15 protein-coding genes and 3 tRNA genes are annotated in these 15,720 nt (G+C 59.5%); 5 read left to right on the forward strand and 13 right to left on the reverse strand.

Translation table 11 applies throughout. From position 1 onward, the window contains the following. Positions 1–64: 64 nt before the first annotated feature. The 13 genes from ABHU32_RS06430 to ABHU32_RS06490 form a co-directional block, all read right to left on the reverse strand. The gene (locus ABHU32_RS06430) at positions 65–514 is read right to left on the reverse strand and encodes a hypothetical protein (protein ID WP_089572580.1); all 450 of its coding nucleotides are present in this window, start codon (positions 512–514) and stop codon (positions 65–67) included. A gap of 30 nt (positions 515–544) precedes the next feature. Beyond that, positions 545–901 (reverse strand): hypothetical protein, encoded by a 357-nt coding sequence (locus ABHU32_RS06435; RefSeq protein WP_346979422.1) that lies wholly within the window; start codon positions 899–901, stop codon positions 545–547. Positions 902–934: 33 nt separating this feature from the next. Then, positions 935–1,435, reverse strand: coding sequence for a bifunctional nuclease family protein (locus ABHU32_RS06440; protein WP_346979423.1), 501 nt, complete (start codon positions 1,433–1,435; stop codon positions 935–937). A gap of 158 nt (positions 1,436–1,593) precedes the next feature. Then, positions 1,594–1,670, reverse strand: a tRNA-Ile gene (locus ABHU32_RS06445). A gap of 4 nt (positions 1,671–1,674) precedes the next feature. After that, positions 1,675–1,750 (reverse strand) — tRNA-Ala (locus ABHU32_RS06450). A 67-nt stretch (positions 1,751–1,817) separates the two neighbouring features. Next, positions 1,818–1,894 (reverse strand) — tRNA-Ile (locus tag ABHU32_RS06455). A gap of 301 nt (positions 1,895–2,195) precedes the next feature. Continuing rightward, positions 2,196–4,907 carry a DNA gyrase subunit A gene (gene gyrA / locus ABHU32_RS06460; RefSeq protein ID WP_346979441.1) on the reverse strand — a complete coding sequence of 904 codons (2,712 nt, stop codon included), beginning with the start codon at positions 4,905–4,907 and terminating at the stop codon, positions 2,196–2,198. 41 nt (positions 4,908–4,948) lie between these two features. Continuing rightward, the gene (gene gyrB, locus ABHU32_RS06465) at positions 4,949–6,979 is read right to left on the reverse strand and encodes a DNA topoisomerase (ATP-hydrolyzing) subunit B (protein ID WP_022094340.1); all 2,031 of its coding nucleotides are present in this window, start codon (positions 6,977–6,979) and stop codon (positions 4,949–4,951) included. Positions 6,980–7,084: 105 nt separating this feature from the next. Beyond that, the gene (locus ABHU32_RS06470) at positions 7,085–7,648 is read right to left on the reverse strand and encodes a DciA family protein (RefSeq protein WP_346979424.1); all 564 of its coding nucleotides are present in this window, start codon (positions 7,646–7,648) and stop codon (positions 7,085–7,087) included. After that, entirely contained in the window at positions 7,635–8,741 is a 1,107-nt protein-coding gene (recF, locus tag ABHU32_RS06475) for a DNA replication/repair protein RecF (RefSeq protein ID WP_346979425.1), read from the reverse strand. Before recF ends, ABHU32_RS06470 begins: the two co-directional genes overlap by 14 nt. Positions 8,742–8,750: 9 nt before the next feature. Beyond that, positions 8,751–9,854: a DNA polymerase III subunit beta gene (gene dnaN, locus ABHU32_RS06480; protein ID WP_346979426.1), complete on the reverse strand. Its 1,104-nt coding sequence runs from the start codon at positions 9,852–9,854 to the stop codon at positions 8,751–8,753. Between the two features lie 238 nt (positions 9,855–10,092). Further along, the gene (locus tag ABHU32_RS06485) at positions 10,093–11,817 is read right to left on the reverse strand and encodes a DnaA ATPase domain-containing protein (RefSeq protein WP_117848455.1); all 1,725 of its coding nucleotides are present in this window, start codon (positions 11,815–11,817) and stop codon (positions 10,093–10,095) included. Between the two features lie 15 nt (positions 11,818–11,832). After that, positions 11,833–13,185, reverse strand: a complete 1,353-nt coding sequence (locus ABHU32_RS06490) for an ATP-binding protein (RefSeq protein ID WP_346979427.1) — start codon at positions 13,183–13,185, stop codon at positions 11,833–11,835. Positions 13,186–13,530: 345 nt separating this feature from the next. Here ABHU32_RS06490 and rpmH point away from each other — a divergent pair, with 345 nt between their 5' ends. From rpmH to ABHU32_RS06515, 5 genes are read left to right on the forward strand one after another with little or no spacing between them, the layout of a single operon-like run. Then, the gene (gene rpmH / locus ABHU32_RS06495; protein WP_019127408.1) at positions 13,531–13,665 is read left to right on the forward strand and encodes a 50S ribosomal protein L34; all 135 of its coding nucleotides are present in this window, start codon (positions 13,531–13,533) and stop codon (positions 13,663–13,665) included. 20 nt (positions 13,666–13,685) lie between these two features. Continuing rightward, entirely contained in the window at positions 13,686–14,024 is a 339-nt protein-coding gene (gene rnpA, locus ABHU32_RS06500; protein WP_148331767.1) for a ribonuclease P protein component, read from the forward strand. Then, positions 14,021–14,245, forward strand: coding sequence for a membrane protein insertion efficiency factor YidD (yidD, locus tag ABHU32_RS06505; protein ID WP_082421942.1), 225 nt, complete (start codon positions 14,021–14,023; stop codon positions 14,243–14,245). The genes rnpA and yidD overlap by 4 nt, the downstream gene beginning before the upstream one ends. A gap of 29 nt (positions 14,246–14,274) precedes the next feature. Further along, positions 14,275–15,045, forward strand: coding sequence for a YidC/Oxa1 family membrane protein insertase (locus ABHU32_RS06510; protein WP_117803443.1), 771 nt, complete (start codon positions 14,275–14,277; stop codon positions 15,043–15,045). A 45-nt stretch (positions 15,046–15,090) separates the two neighbouring features. Next, positions 15,091–15,660 (forward strand): Jag family protein, encoded by a 570-nt coding sequence (locus ABHU32_RS06515; protein WP_117786710.1) that lies wholly within the window; start codon positions 15,091–15,093, stop codon positions 15,658–15,660. The last annotated feature ends 60 nt before the right edge of the window (positions 15,661–15,720 follow it).

The following is a 15,720-nucleotide window of genomic DNA, read 5'->3' on the forward strand; positions in this document are numbered from 1 at the left end:
CAGCGATACAACGCTCAGCGGGAATATTGAGCCTTTTACCGAAAACTCGTTTATTTTAGCGATTTTAGATGAGAGGGGTTTCCTCACCTGCAGGTTCAGGGTCGCTCCACATAAAACCATCGCCGGCGCCCATGCCCTCATACAGCACATATGCCGAAAAGCCGCTCTCGAGCGTCGTCTCAAAGAAGCTCACGAGCAGGGCATCGTGGTAGCCGCCGTCAATCTCGACGCAGCCGGTATAGCCGATGGCATAGCGGGCGATACGGCCCAGACCCTCGTCCTTAAGGCCCATCTTGTGTTCGGAGATAAAGTTGGTGGCCGCCTCCAGGCACGCCTCTTCGCCGTCCTCGTCGAGCGCCGCCAGATATCGGTTGGAAGCAGCGTCCTCGATCGCCACAACTACGCCAGGGTTTTCGCCGGCGGCAAGGTCATCCAAGAACGCGCCGATCAGATCGCACACCATGGCGTCGAGCTCGGCGGAGACGTTACCGGCGTCCTGCATATCCTGTGCCATCTTTAGACCTTCCCATCGAGTCTGGCGTCGTTACAGTTCTTGTGCCTCGGCGGCGATCCTGGCAGCAGCGTCGCGGGCGCGCATCATGTCCGCTGCGCGCTTGTCGAGCACCTTGATCTGACTGGTCAGCATTACCGCATCGACCACACCCCAGATCACAAGGCCCGTAGAGATCGAAAACCCAAGCGCACCAACTGTACCACGAAGGCGCGAGCAGATTGCCGCGACAAGGACGGAGACGACAACCATCTTGATAAACGAGCCGCGGCGCTCGCGAAGCGTGCGGGCCTGCGTCACATAGGCAATGCGAGCCGCCTCAGAAGCCTCCGAGCGCATCTGGGCCTCGCGGGCGATCGCAGCCGCCTCAGCCGACATACCGCCAGCCATCAGCGAACGCTCCGCAGCCTGGACGCCCCGCATTTAGAAGTCATCGGGGGAGAGCGTATGGACGAACTCGTCGAACTTCTCGAACTCTTGCTCGTCGTCGACTTCCTCGGCATGGGCAGAAACGGTGCCCAGGCGATTCATGATGTCGTCTTCAACGAACATGGGGGCATTACTGCGTACGGCGAGGGCGATGGCGTCGCTCGGACGCGCATCGATCTTATGCTCGTTGCCATCGGCCAACACGACAACCGTCGCGTAAAACACGGGCGGCTCGGCGCGAACGATTTCGATGCGTTCGAGCTTGGCACCCAGGGCACCAACAGTATCGAGCAACAGGTCATGGGTAATCGGGCGCTCGGCGCGACCGCTATCGATGCCGCGGCTGATGGCAGCAGCTTCAAACGAACCAGTCTGAATGGAAAGGGAACGCAGTGGCGCGGGCGAGTCCGATTTGCTGCAGCGCTCGCGAAGCACGATAAGCGATGGCACGGGACCGGCGGCCATGACGATGGTCTCTATGTCGACACGAACCATGGAACACCTCCGGTACGTAGCGGTTAACACGCGGCAGTCCGCCGCATTGAATAGCTATACTACCCAAACTTTCGCACAGCACACAAAACCAAAATGAGATTTATCGCAGACAAGAAAAAAGCCCCGAGGCAATGCCCCAGGGCTCTTCACAGTTTTGATGGTGGACCTGACAAGATTCGAACTTGTGACCTCCCGGTTATCAGCCGGACGCTCTAACCAACTGAGCTACAGGTCCATCATGGTGGAGGTTAGGGGGATCGAACCCCTGACCTCAGGCTTGCAAAGCCCGCGCTCTCCCAGCTGAGCTAAACCCCCACGGAGACAGTAATAAACACCCCAGCGGCGACTCGGCTCTCGCTGGGGTGTTTATTGCGAAAGAAAGTGGTGGACCTGACAAGATTCGAACTTGTGACCTCCCGGTTATCAGCCGGACGCTCTAACCAACTGAGCTACAGGTCCATCGCGCAAGGGATATATTAGACGAGTCGTTACGCGCGCGTCAACAACTTTTTTTGAAAATCTTTGAAGGGTGTTCGCCCCGGTCGCACGGCGGCATGTGAAGTCGCCTACTCGGACAGTCCTGACTCGCACAGAGAGCACATTAAGTGCTCTCTGGCTCGTGCGGAACTCGCGATCGACTTCACATGTCGCCGTGCGACCGGGGCGAACACGAGTCCCAAGGTTTTCAAAAAAGCGGTCGGCGCGCAGTGCGCCGACCGCCGATATATGGGGTCTGATATTTTCTACCAGCCAGGGCCTCTTACTCGTCGAGGAGATCTTCTGGCATGTCGTTGCCGTCGCCTAGATCGACAGGGGTTTCTTCGGAAGCAGAGCCGTTTTCTGTGGCTTCGCCTTCGGGCTTTTCCTTGGCTGCCGTCATGCGGGCGACAGCGCATACGCGGTCGTTGTCGTCGACGGTCATCATCTTGACGCCCTGGGTGGCGCGGCCGGTCTGGCTGATCTCGTCGGTCTTGACGCGAATGACCGTCGCGCCCTCCGTCACGATGAACAGCTCGTGCTGCGGGCCCACCGTCTTCATGGCCGCGAGGTTACCCTTACGCTCGGTCATTTGAATGGTGTAGACGCCCTGACCGCCGCGATTCTGCTCCGGGTAGTCCGCGACCGGCGTGCGCTTGCCGTAGCCGCGCTCGGTGATGACGAATAGATCGCCGTTGCCGTTAGTGACTTCCATGCCCAGAACGCTCACGCCGTCCTTCAGACCGATACCGCGAACGCCGCTGGTATCGCGGCCGGTGGCGCGCACCTGCTCCTCGGAGAATATGATCGCCTTGCCCGCGGTGGTGGCCAGGATAATCTTGTCGCCCTCGCGCACGCGGCGCACGTTCAGCAGCGCGTCGTCGTCACGCAGGTTGATAGCGATCAGGCCATCGCGACGGCTGCGGTCATATGCGCTCATCACGGTCTTTTTGACCATGCCGCTCTTGGTGGCAAACATCAGGTACTCGTCGGCCGGGAACTCGCGGCAGCTGATGACGCTCGCGATCTTCTCGCCTTCCTCGAAGGGCAGCAGGTTGACGATCGCGGTACCGCGCGCCTGGCGCGTACCCACCGGCAGCTCGTGCACCTTCAGGCGATAGACCTTGCCCTTGCTCGAGAAGAACAGCACGTACTCGTGCGTGGACGCGATGAACATCTCATCGATAACGTCGTCCTCTTTGAGGTTGACGCCCGACACGCCCTTGCCACCGCGCTTCTGGGCACGGTAGGCAGCCACTGGGATACGCTTAACGTAGCCGGTGTGGGTGATGGTCACGACCATATCCTCGTCGGCGATGAGGTCCTCGACATCCAGGTCCTTCTCAACCTGGCTGATTTCGGTACGGCGCTTGTCGCCAAACTTCTTGGAGATCTCGCGCATCTCTTCCTTGATGACGCCCAGAATCTTCTCCTCGTGCGCCAGCAGGTCCTCGTAGTAGGCGATGGCGCGGCGCAGGCCGTCCAACTCTTCTTGGATCTTGTCGCGCTCCAGGCCGGTCAGGCGGCGCAGCTTCATCTCGAGGATGGCCGTGGTCTGCTCGGGCGTGAAGCCAAAGCGTTCGATCAGTCGGCTGCTGGCCTCGGAGTCGGTCTGCGAGGAGCGGATGATGCTGATGACCTCGTCGATATGGTCAAGGGCCATCAGGTAGCCCCCGAGGATATGCGCGCGGGCCTGGGCCTTCTTAAGGTCGAAGCGGGTGCGGCGGGTGACGACGTCGACCTGGTGGTCGATGTAGTGCTGCAGCATCTCGCGCAGGCTCAGGCATTTGGGAACGCCGTTGACGAGTGCCAGGTTGTTGGCGCCAAAGGTCGTCTGCAGCGAGGTGTACTTATACAGGTTGTTGAGCACGACCTGCGGAATGACGCCCTTCTTGAGCTCGATGACCAGACGGATGCCCTTCTGGTTGGACTCATCGCGCATATCCGAGATGCCCTCAATGCGCTTGTCGTTGACGAGTTGGGCGATCTTCTCCTGCAGGGTGCCCTTGTTGACCATGTAGGGAATCTCGGTAAAGACCAGGCGGCTGCGGCCGGTCTTGGTGGACTCCACATGTGCCTTGGCACGCACGGTAATGGAGCCGCGGCCGGTCTCGTAGCTCTGCTTAATGCCGGCGCTGCCCATGATGATGGCGCCGGTGGGGAAGTCCGGACCGGGCATGATCTGCATGAGCTCGTCGACGGTGGCGTCGGGGTTGTCGATCAGGTAGCAGGTGGCCTCGATCGCCTCGGTGAGGTTATGCGGGGCGATGTTGGTGGCCATGCCGACGGCGATGCCCTGGCTGCCGTTGACCAGCAGGTTGGGGAAGCGCGCAGGCAGTGCCACGGGCTCGGCGAGCGATTCGTCGTAGTTGGGCTGCCAGTCGACGGTATCCTTCTGCAAGTCACGCAGCAGTTCCATGGCGGGCTTGGCCAGGCGGCTCTCGGTGTAACGCATGGCCGCCGCGCCGTCGCCATCGATGTTGCCGAAGTTGCCGTGACCGTCGATGAGCGGCGTGCGCATGGAGAACCACTGCGCCAGGCGGACCATGGCCTCGTAGACCGCGGAATCGCCGTGCGGGTGGTACTTACCGATAACTTCGCCGACCGTCCAAGCCGACTTCTTGTGCGGTCGGTTGGGGTAGATGCCGCTCTCGTTCATCGCGTACAGGATGCGGCGGTGCACCGGCTTTAAGCCGTCGCGCACGTCCGGCAGGGCGCGCGCCGTGATGACCGACATCGAATACTCGATGAACGACTGCTTCATCTCGCGACCGAACTCCGAAATCTGGAGCTGGCCGCCGTTGATATCCTCGCCGGCCGAGGCGCCGCGATCGACTTCGCCAAAGCTCTCCTCGAGCTCGGCGTCGTCGTCTTCTTCCTCATCATCATCGGCATCGGGGTTATAGGCGTCCGGGTCGCCGTCCTCGCCCTGCTCAGCACGGGCAAGCAGGCGCTTCAGATCGTCGGGCATACCGGCATCGCCGGCCTCGCCCATACCCTCGTTGTTGTTGATATCGTCTGCCACGTTACCTCCTCTTAAGCATCAAGGAATCGTGCATCATGTGCGTGTTTTTCAATGTACTCGCGGCGATAGCCGACCTCGGAACCCATCAGCTCGCGCACGGCGCGGTCCGCCACCACGGCGTCCTCGATCGACACACGCTGCAGGATGCGGGTCTTGGGATCCATCGTCGTCGAGGCAAGCTGTTTGGGGTCCATCTCGCCCAGGCCCTTGTAGCGCTGGACGGTATAGCCCTTGCGCTTTTTGGTGATCTTGCCGTCCTTGGCCTTGCCGTCCTCGTCGTTATCATCGGGGTTCAGGCCCAGACTCTGGATGGTATCGCGCAGGATCTCGTCTTCGGGCTGACGGCCGTTGGGATACACGTAGTGGATCTTGTTGCGCACCTTAATGCCAAAGATGGGCGGGCAGGCAACATAGACGTAGCCGGCATCGATCAGCGGACGCATGTACTTGTAGAAGAACGTCAGCAGCAGGATGCGGATATGCGCGCCGTCGACGTCTGCATCGGTCATGATGATGATCTTGTGGTAGCGCGCCTTGGTGATATCGAAATCGCCGCCGTCGCCGGCACTCGTCGTGACGCCGCAGCCGATCGCGGTAATCAGCGACTGGATGGTGTCACTCGAGAACGCGCGATGGTCACCAACGCGCTCGACGTTCAAAATCTTGCCGCGCAGGGGCAGAATCGCCTGGATGTCTCGGCGACGGCCGTCCTTGGCCGAACCGCCTGCCGAGTCGCCCTCTACGATGAAGAGCTCGGTCAGCTCGGCATCGCGCACCGAGCAGTCAGCGAGCTTACCGGGCAGGGACGCCGTCTCGAGCAGGCTCTTGCGACGGGTCGCTTCGCGCGCCTTGCGGGCGGCGTTGCGCGCCTTGCAGGCCTGTTGCGCCTTCTTGACGATCTCGCGGGCGGGCTTGGGATGCTCCTCCAAGTAATCGGCGAGGCCGTCGGTCACGATCTTGAGCGTCAGCGCGCGCATATAGGAGCTGCCGAGCTTGGCCTTGGTCTGGCCCTCAAACTGCGGATCGGGCAGCTTGACCGAGATAACGGCCGAAAGGCCCTCGCGCACATCGTCGCCGGTCAGGTTGGCGTCTTTTTCCTTGAGCAGGTTCTGCTTGCGCGCATAGTCGTTGATCACGCGGGTGAGCGCGGTGCGGAAGCCCTCAAGGTGCATGCCGCCCTCGGGGGTGTAGATGTCGTTGGCAAACGACATGACGTTCTCGCCGTAGCCGCTATTCCACTGCAGGGAAACCTCAACCTCGCCCATCTTGGCCACAGGTGCGTCCGGGTCCGATTTGCCCTCGATGTAGATAGGCTCCTTAAAGGCCTCGGGGACGTCCTTGCCCTCGTTAAGGAACTTGACGAAGTCGATGATGCCGCCCTCGTAGCAAAACTCCTCCACGTGGGGAGTAGACTCGCGCTCGTCAGTCAGCACGATTTTGAGGTTCTTATTGAGGAACGCCGTCTCCTGCAGACGGTTGTGCAGCGTATCGAAATCGTAAATGCAGGTCTCGAAGATCTCGTCGTCGGGCCAGAAGGTGACGGTGGTGCCCGTCGAATCCGAGGTGCCCACGACCTCCATCTTCTTGACGGTCTTGCCGCGCGAGAACTCCATCTCGTAGGTGTTGCCGTCGCGACGAACCTGAACGACCACGCGCTTGGACAGTGCGTTGACGACGGAGATGCCAACGCCGTGCAGGCCGCCCGAGACCTTATAGGCCGAATTATCGAACTTACCGCCGGCGTGCAAAATCGTCATGACGACCTCGAGCGTCGGGATCTTTTTAACAGGGTGCTCGTCGACGGGGATACCGCGCCCGTTGTCGACGACCGTGATGGAGTTGTCGGCGTGGACCGTCACCTGGATCTCGGTGCAGAAACCGGCCATGGCCTCGTCGACGGAGTTGTCAACGATCTCCCACACCAGGTGATGCAGACCGCTGGCGCTCGTCGAGCCGATATACATGCCCGGGCGCTTACGAACGGCCTCGAGACCTTCGAGAATCTTAATCTCGCCGCCATCGTAATCGTTTTCGTTTGCCACACGTCCTCCTTCAGTCAAGAAAATGTGTACAGCCTTACTAGTTTATCGTAAAAAAATACCCTCGGGAACGAGGGTATTTGGCTCTACAAGGCCACCAGATGCGATTTAAGGCTCTTTTTTGCTTTGCACGCCCTTGGCCCACTCGGCACTGGCTCTCATGGCGTTCTCGAGGGCCTCGCGCAGTTTTTGGTCTTCGATGGGCGCCACTTGGCGCTCAATCTCGGTGCGCTCGGCATCGCTGAGGTCGGCGTGTGGGGCCGGCGGGCGCTCGGTCGCCGCTGGGCGAAGGCGCTCCTTGGCGGCGGGCGGCGTGTGACCGGGCGCGGTGGTTTTGAACACCAGGCCATCCACATGCGCACCGGCGCGCTCCATGCGCGCGCGGATGATCTCGCGCAACAACGTCATTTCCTGCGTCCACGAGGGCGAGTCGAGATATACCAGCAGCTCATTGGACTCGGGCAGGTAGCGCAGGCCCGTCACACGCCGCCCCTCGCGCGTGCCCGAGCACACCGCGTTCCACGCGCGATAGACCGCGCGCGACTCCTCGGCGGCCTCCATCTGCGCACGGCGCTCAGGGGTCGCAGCCGCCAGGATGCGCTGGCGCTCTGCGTTCAAAAAGCCACTGAAGGCGACCGTTTCGCTCTCGCGCTCGTAATTAGCACGTCTCACCCATGCTCACCACCTTGGCTCGATCAAGCAGGTCATCGGTAAAGTACCCCAGGTTGGTCGTGGTTATGACCGTCTGGATATCATCGCCGATCAGCCGCAGGAAAGCACCGCGGCGTTCGCCGTCGAGTTCGCTCATCACGTCGTCCAAAAGCAGCAGTGGGGCGGTGCCCAGGACATCGCGAGCCACGGCCACCTCCGCCACCTTCCAGGCCAGAACCAACGTTCGCTGCTGACCTTGGCTGGCAAATGAACGGGCGGAGCGACCCGCCACAGCAAACTCAATCTCGTCGCGATGCGGTCCCACCAACGTCACGCCGCGGCGAATTTCCTCGTCGGCGTGCTCATCAAGGGCAGCCAGCATGCGCTCGTACGCCCAGCCCTTCAGCTCTTCGCGATCATCGACCTGGGGCAAATCCCCCAGCGTGGACGCATAGGACACGTTGGCGGCTTCACCGGACGCCACTTGCCCGTAGGCAGTACGCACATGGCCCGCCAGCCGGTCGAGCAGGGCCAACCGGTGCACGAGCAGAGCCGCGCCCGCGCGGGCAATCGAATCGTTCCACGCGCCGAGCATCTCGCGGCAGCACCAGGCCTCCTTGAGCAAGGCGTTACGCTGGGTCACGCAGCGACCATAGGTGCTCGCAAGATCGGCATAGCGTGCGCTCAGTTGCATGCCAAAGTCGTCGAGGGCGGCGCGGCGCACACTGGCGCCTCGCTTAACCATGTCCAGATGGTCGGGGCAAAACAGCACGCTCGGCAGAACCCCGCGCACACCGGCGGCAGAGCATCTCTTGCCGTTGCGGCTAAACGAGCGTTTACCGTCCTCCGCGCTCAATCCCATATCAAGTACGCGGCCGTCGCCCTCGAGCCTCAGCTCGATCTTGCACGAGCCCACGCCATCATGGACGAGCTCGGCTGCGGTCGGATGCCTAAACGAGGCGCCGCTCGTCAGCAGCTGCAGCGCCTCTATGAGATTGGTCTTTCCCGCCGCGTTGGGTCCCGCAAGTATCGTCACGCCCTCGTCCAGGGCAAGACGATAGCTCTCGAAACTGCGGTAGTGCGCGACGGAAAGATCGCGGGCGAACATGGTCATGGCGCAGCGCTAGATGCGAACCGGCATGACCAGGTACAGGTAGTTGATCTTGTCGTAGGACTTGAAGATGCCCGCCTGCGAGTAGCTCTTGAGCTCCAGCGTGATCTCCTTCTCCTTGGACAGGGCATTGAGGCAGCCGAAGATGTAGTGGTAGTTGAAGGCGATGGTACCCGACTCGCCCTCGGCCTCGACATCGATCGTCTCCTGCGCAAGGTCCTGGTCATTGGAGATGGAGGACAGGCCCATCTGCCCGTTCTCGACATCGATCTCGAACTTGACGGCGGGGTTGGCGCTCGCGATAACGGCCACGCGCTTGAGGGCGGCGTTAAAGGCGGCGACGTCGATCTTGACGCTCGTCACGCACGAATCGGGGATGAGCTGCTTGTAGTTGGGGTACACGCCCTCGATGCGGCGCGACACGTAGGTGGTGTTGCCGGCCTCGAAGACGACTTGGGTGTCGGTAGCCCCGATCATGATGGTCGCCTGGCTGTCCATGATGTTCAGTGCGTCGTTAAAGGCGTCAGCCGGAACGTTGAGCTCAAAGGAGCCTTCGAGGGTCGAGGTCTCGACCTGCGTATCGCACACGGCCAAACGGAAGGAATCGGTCGCCACCAGGCGCACGGTGTTGTTCTCGACCTTCATGTGCACGCCACCCAGGATGGGGCGGGCCTTGTCGGTCGAGGTGACGCGCCACACGCGGCCGACCATCTCGGACAAGATATCGGTCGGCAGTTCCACGGCGCTCTCGATGGCATAGGCCGGAAACTCGGGGAAGTCATTAGCATCAAGCGTGTTCAGGCGGAAAGAGCTCTTCTCGCAACCAATCAGCACCTGGCGCTCGGACAGCTCAAAGGTGACCGGGGCATCGGGGAGGGTCTTGGTGATATTGGAGAGCATCTTACAGGGGATAACCATCTCGCCCTCTTCTTCGACATGCGCCGCGATGCGATGACGGATCGAGATGGTGTAGTTAGAGGTCTGGAATTCCAAGATGCCGTCTTGGGCCTTGACGAGCACGCCCGACAGGATGGGAAGGGTGGATGCCGAAGCGACACCCTTCATAACGACGCCGATGGCTTGTGTAAGCGAGCTCTGGCTGACGGTGAACTTCATCTTTTAATACCTTTCTATAGATATAAATATCTTAATAATAGTAATAGCACTGACGAAACTGTTGATTACTCCCAAAGACGCAGGTCAGACCCAGAAAGAGAATCGACAGCAGCCTGTGTGCAACAGGGGTGGTTTTCCACGTTCAAAACCTGCGCAAAACTTTTCATCACCGCGGGTTGGGTTTTAGACACCTTATGCCCGTGGTTTCGACAAGTTTTCAACAGGTGTCTCTATTTCCCTACGAGCGCAGTGTAATTTTATCGCGCAGCGACTTGAGGTCTTCGGTGACGGTGCGGTCTTCCTGGATCATCTTCTGGACCTTTTTGTAGCTCGTGCTGACGGTCGAGTGGTTGCGGTTGCCAAATTCGGCGCCCACCGCCGTGGTCGTCATTTCGCACATCTCGATGGCCAGGTAGATAGCGATATGGCGTGCTTTGGCGATATTGGCGTTGCGACGCGGGCCGATGAGCTCCTCGTGCGTCACGCCGTACTGCTCTTCGATGACGGACTGAACCGTCTGGACGTTGATCTTTTTGGCCGATGTGTCGAAGTACTGGCTGGCGATGGCGTCGATATCGTCAAAGGTGAGCTCCCCGCCCTCGCGCTCACGGTCGCCCGCCTCGCCGGCGCAGCGCTCGCAAAAGCTCTCGAGTTCGCGGATGTTGGTGCCCGAGACCTCGGCCATGTGTTTAAAGTGCTCGTCGGTCAGGTGTCCGCCGTCGCCCCCATAGGCCGCCAGCAGTGAGTCGTCGCCCGCCTCGGGAGCGGCGACGATGGTGTTCTCGTAATAGCGCTGCAAGATCTTGTATTTCATCTCGTAGCTGGGCTCTGCGACCAGGCAGAGCATTCCGGCGTTGAAGCGGCTGGTCAGACGCTCGTCCATGCTCAGGTCCTTGGGGGCGCGGTCTGCCGCGATGACGACCTTCTTGTTGTTGCGGATGAACTCGTCCATGAGCTGGAAAAAGTAGTCCACACTCGCGCGCTTGCCGATGATGTTTTGGATGTCATCGATGATGAGCACGTCCACGCCGTGGTACGCCTGCATGATGGGGGCGTTGCTCTTCTTTTGACGGTCGAACTCGGTCATCAGGTCGTCCAGATATGCCTGGGAGTTGGCATACTTGACCTTGATCTCGGGCGACTTCTCGGCGAGCTCGTTTTTGATGGCGAGCAGCAGATGGGTCTTGCCCAGCCCCGATTTGCCATAGATGAACAGGGATGTGCATGTGCCGCGCTCGTCCGCGAGGGCGGCAAACTTGAGTGCCGAGCGATAGGCATGGCTGTTCTCGGGGCCGTAGACAAAGTTCTCAAAGGTAAATTTTGAGTTCGCGGCGAGCGGGGCTCCATCCGTATTCTGCTCGGCCGGCACGGTCGGTGCTGGCATGGGTGAAGCGGGGGCCGCAGCTTGCGTGGATTTAGTCGGCGCTCCGCCCTTCATCTGGTTCATCATGCGACGAAAATCGTCGGCCGAGAGCGTGTTCTTGATTGCAATGCCCGAATCCGCGCCCGCCGCTGCGTCGTGAGCGATGGGCATGTGCGTGACGGGTGCGTTCGTTGACGTCGCCGCCGCGCTCGTCAACGGTGCCATTGTTTCACGGGAAACATCGCTGTGCTGGTGCTCGATTGTCGGCACATCGCCTGCGGAGGCCGGCACCGCCGGGGAAGCAGCGGGAGCCGTGGCGGGCGCCGTGGCGGCAGCGGATTCCGTCGCGGCTCCTTGCGGTGCCACGATGTCGAGAGCAATCGGTGCAAAGGCGATTTCTTCCAGATAGGCCTCAATAGTCGGCTGATGCTTTTTGAGCTGCGCGATGGCAAAGCGCGAGGGGGCCTCGATCGTGAGCGTATCTTCGGTCAGGCTTATGGCGCGCGATTGCCCCAGCATGTTGATGAGGCGTGCATCTTGGCCGTCGCGCTGGCAAAAGGCGATGGCATCCCCCAGGATGATGCTTGCTTCCTCGTCCACTGTCTCTCCCGTTCTTTAGCTCTGAGCTCGCACGCGAGCGGCGCCGAGTTCGGTCAGATGGTATTTCTGGCCATGCTTGATGACCAAGCCGGCCTGCGCCAAGTCATTGAGCGTGCGTGACCAAGTGGGGGCCGAGTTTCCAAACGCCCTCGCAAGATCGGTTGCGCCGCACGCTTGATTTTGCGCCAGATAGCCCAGCGCGGCGTTGCCGCGATCGCTTACGAACACGTCCGGTTGTGGCTGTGCATACTGATTTACTGCATTAGGATACATCATTTGAGCTGCTGGTTGTTGAGAACTCTGCGTCGGCGGCATTTGCTGTTGAAAACTTTGAGGCCACTGTTGGTAAGGCTGCGGAGGCGTCTGCTGGGCCCAGGGGTTGTACTGCTGCTGCGGCATCTGCTGGTACGGCTGCTGATATCCCTGCTGGTACTGCTGCGGGAACTGCTGGCCATACCCCAGTGGCGGCATCTGCTGATATGGATATCCCTGTTGGTACGGCTGATAGCCCATTTGCTGGCCACCCGGCGCCCCCGTCGCCTGCTGCATTGCTGCTGCATCCTGATCAGCCAGCGGCATGGCCTCTGGCATGTTTGGCGGCATCGACATAGATGCCGCCTGGGGTTCTTGTGTGGGAAGCATTCCGGGCTGCTGCATCTGTCCCACGGGGGGCTGCATCTGCTGCGTTGCCACGGGCTGCTGCGCAAAAGCTCCCGGCAGGGGATATGTGGGCTGCTCCGTCTCGGGCCGCACGGCAGCGCCGCGTCCGCCGGCACGCTCGATTTCCTGCACGCGTTTAGGGTTCAGGCTTACCGTAACCACGGTGCCGTTGCCCATGTTGTCCTCGATGGATACGGCACCGCCGGCGTTTTCCAAATACTCCTGCACCATGGGAAACCCTGCTCCGGTTCCACGGATATAGCGCTTCATCTTGCTGTTTGCGCTGGTAACGCCAAAGTCGAAAGCACGTTCCTTGTCGTCGATGCCGGGTCCTTGGTCAGCAAAGCGGATGGTGTCTCCGCCGTCCAGAATCGAGATGATGGGCTCGGCAAAGTGTGCGTGGATAAAGTTTTCGACAATCTCGCGGATGACCATGAGCGAGATATGGCCACCTTGTTCTTTCATGCACTGGTAGACGGTGTTGGTCGTCTCTTCCAAATACGTGCGGACATCTTGCGGATCAATGACGATCACCCGCGGTGTCGACAGCATGTCGTCATAGACGGCGATGCGCGCGGCGTACATGGCTTTTGGCGCCTGCATGGTCGCCTGCTCGCCTTCCGCACGCTCTTCGCGCACGCCGGTGATGTGCTCGTTGTCGGGTGCCGGGTCTCCGGAATCGACCATGGTGTAAAAGTCGTCAGACATGCCGCTCGCAATCTTTCAAAAGGTTTCGAACAAATAGTAGCTCACCGTGCAACGTTTCTCATCTTTCGACAACTTTTCAAAACTTGCTGAAAACTTTGGAAAACGGGCGAAAAGTTCTCAACATTGCCAACATGACCTGTTGAAAACTCGATGAAATATCGTGAAAGGTTGCCATGAGGCGCAAATTTCGGTTGCGCTTATGGGGGAACCGTGTGAACTGCGCAACCTTTTACCTTTGATTTCTTGACATTTGAACATTGATTTCCCTACAATCTTCAAGCTCACGTGTCTATATCTGCGTCCGCGTCCCCGCGGACACTCGAAATGCAGCAGGAGGAACTTAAGATGAAGCGTACGTATCAGCCTAATAAGCGTAAGCGTGCCAAGACCCATGGCTTCCGTGCCCGTATGGCCACTAAGGGTGGTCGTGCCGTGCTCGCCCGTCGTCGTGCCAAGGGCCGCAAGCGTCTCACTGTCTAGCAGCGATACACACATCTCGCATGAAGACTATTAAGTCTCGGCAAGATTTCGAGCATGTGTTCAGTCAGGGGCGTCGTTTCAATCACCCTCTGATTCGAATGACCATATGTGAATCGGTTGGCGAAGGCGACTCCGGAAGGGTCGCCTTCGTTGGTGCTAAGCGACTCGGTTGTGCCGTCGTGCGCAACCGATCTAAGCGTGTGATGCGCGAGACCGCCCGCAGCTGCGGATTTCCCGTTGCGGGTTATGACATCATCTTGTTTGCAACTCCCAAGACGAGGGTTTCCTCGCCGCAGGAGATGGACAAGGCGTTGCGTTCGCTTATGAAGCGCGCCGGCGTTGCCGGGGAGGAGCGATGAGCAATCACGTTTTGCGACGTGTTGCCATCGCTCCTATTCGCATATATCAACAGGTTATTTCGCCCTTATTGCCTGACGCCTGCATTTATTACCCAACGTGCTCGCAATACGCCGTCCAGGCGATTGAGAAGCACGGTGTTTTGAGAGGCTGCTGGCTTGCCGTGAGGCGCATCGCTCGCTGCAATCCCCTGCACGTCGGCGGTTATGACCCTGTGCCCTAGCGGGCACTCGCTATCGGAGGAAAACTTACATGTGGGATTGGATTGTTAACATCCTTTTCGAGCTGCTCAAGCTCATCCAGACCTTTGCGGTCGACTGGGGCCTGTCCATCATCATCCTGGTGGTCATCATCCGTCTGCTGCTGACGCCGCTCATGCTCAAGTCGACCAAGTCGACGGCTCGCATGCAGGTGCTGCAGCCCAAGATGCTCGAGATCCAGGAGCGCTATGCCGACGACCCCCAGCGTCAGGCCGAGGAGATGCAGAAGTTCTACAGCGAGAACAAGTTCAATCCGCTGGCCGGCTGCCTGCCGCTTCTGATTCAGATGCCCATCCTTATCGCCCTGTTCACGCTTCTGCGCAACCTGCCGCAGTACTTTAACGAGGGCACGTTCTCGTTCTTTAACATCCTGCCCGATCTGACCACCACGCCGAGCGCTTCCTTTGCCGATGGCTTTATGGTTGCGCTGCCTGCGCTGATCTGCCTGATCCTGTTTGCTGTCTTGACCCTGATTCCGCAGCTGTATATGTCCCGCAATCAGACTGGTCAGCAGGCCCAGAGCATGCGCATGATGGCTGTCGTCATGACCGTCATGATGCTTTGGATGGGCTGGAGCCTGCCCGTCGGCGTTCTGCTGTACTACGATGTGTCTTCTGCCTGGCAGGTTATCCAGCAGATCTTCGTGACGCAGAAGGTTATCGACAAGGCCAAGGCCGATGAGGAGGAGCGCCTCAAGAACGCTCCGCTGCAGGTCGAGGTTACCCGTCGCGAGAAGAAGCCGCGTCCGCATAAGAAGAAGTAGTCGGGATATCAATCTTATTTAGGTACCTAACTTTTGGAGTACGTTATGTCTGAAGAGATCATCGAGGATATGCTTGAGGAGGTTGCCCCGCAGATTGCGGGCGATTATCCCGAGATTGCACAGCGCTACAAGGCCGGTGAAGAGCTGACCGATGAGGAGCTCGACACCATTGCCGATGTTGCGATTTCCATTCTGCGTTCCATCCTTTCGCACTTCGATGCCGCCAACTCTCCTATTGATGAGTACGAGGGCGACGAGGGCGAGCTGATTTTGGATGTTACCGCTCCTGATCTTGCTGTTCTCATTGGCCGTCATGGTCGTACCCTTGATGCTCTTCAGGTCATGTTCTCTTTGCTGGTAAGCCGCAAGCTCGGTTTTAGGTATCCGGTTGTGGTTGACGTTGAGGGCTACAAGAGCCGTCGTCAGGACAAGGTTGCCTCAATGGCCCAGTCGGCCGCCGAGCGTGCCATCCGTACCCATAAGAGTGTTTCGCTTCCGCCCATGAATGCCTATGAGCGCCGACTGGTTCATATCGCACTTCGTGGCAATGATGCTGTCGATACCCATTCTGAGGGTTCTGACCCTGATCGCCATGTGGTGATTGTTGCTCGATAATCTACTCGAGCTTATGCTAAGGGGGCGTGGTTTCCACGTCCCCTTTTTTTGTCAAAAGTT

The organism is Collinsella aerofaciens (genome assembly GCF_039758965.1).
In the GTDB taxonomy this organism is placed as follows: domain Bacteria; phylum Actinomycetota; class Coriobacteriia; order Coriobacteriales; family Coriobacteriaceae; genus Collinsella; species Collinsella aerofaciens_BR.

Coding starts and splice junctions, on each gene's coding strand:
- ABHU32_RS06515 (WP_117786710.1), top strand. CDS start 15,091: ATGTCTGAAGAGATCATCGAGGATATGCTTGAGGAGGTTGCCCCGCAG.
- ABHU32_RS06435 (WP_346979422.1), bottom strand. CDS start 901: ATGGCTGGCGGTATGTCGGCTGAGGCGGCTGCGATCGCCCGCGAGGCC.
- ABHU32_RS06490 (WP_346979427.1), bottom strand. CDS start 13,185: ATGTCTGACGACTTTTACACCATGGTCGATTCCGGAGACCCGGCACCC.
- yidD (WP_082421942.1), top strand. CDS start 14,021: ATGAGCAATCACGTTTTGCGACGTGTTGCCATCGCTCCTATTCGCATA.
- dnaN (WP_346979426.1), bottom strand. CDS start 9,854: ATGAAGTTCACCGTCAGCCAGAGCTCGCTTACACAAGCCATCGGCGTC.
- rpmH (WP_019127408.1), top strand. CDS start 13,531: ATGAAGCGTACGTATCAGCCTAATAAGCGTAAGCGTGCCAAGACCCAT.
- recF (WP_346979425.1), bottom strand. CDS start 8,741: ATGACCATGTTCGCCCGCGATCTTTCCGTCGCGCACTACCGCAGTTTC.
- rnpA (WP_148331767.1), top strand. CDS start 13,686: ATGAAGACTATTAAGTCTCGGCAAGATTTCGAGCATGTGTTCAGTCAG.
- ABHU32_RS06510 (WP_117803443.1), top strand. CDS start 14,275: ATGTGGGATTGGATTGTTAACATCCTTTTCGAGCTGCTCAAGCTCATC.
- ABHU32_RS06430 (WP_089572580.1), bottom strand. CDS start 514: ATGGCACAGGATATGCAGGACGCCGGTAACGTCTCCGCCGAGCTCGAC.
- gyrA (WP_346979441.1), bottom strand. CDS start 4,907: ATGGGCGAGGCCGGCGATGCCGGTATGCCCGACGATCTGAAGCGCCTG.
- ABHU32_RS06440 (WP_346979423.1), bottom strand. CDS start 1,435: ATGGTTCGTGTCGACATAGAGACCATCGTCATGGCCGCCGGTCCCGTG.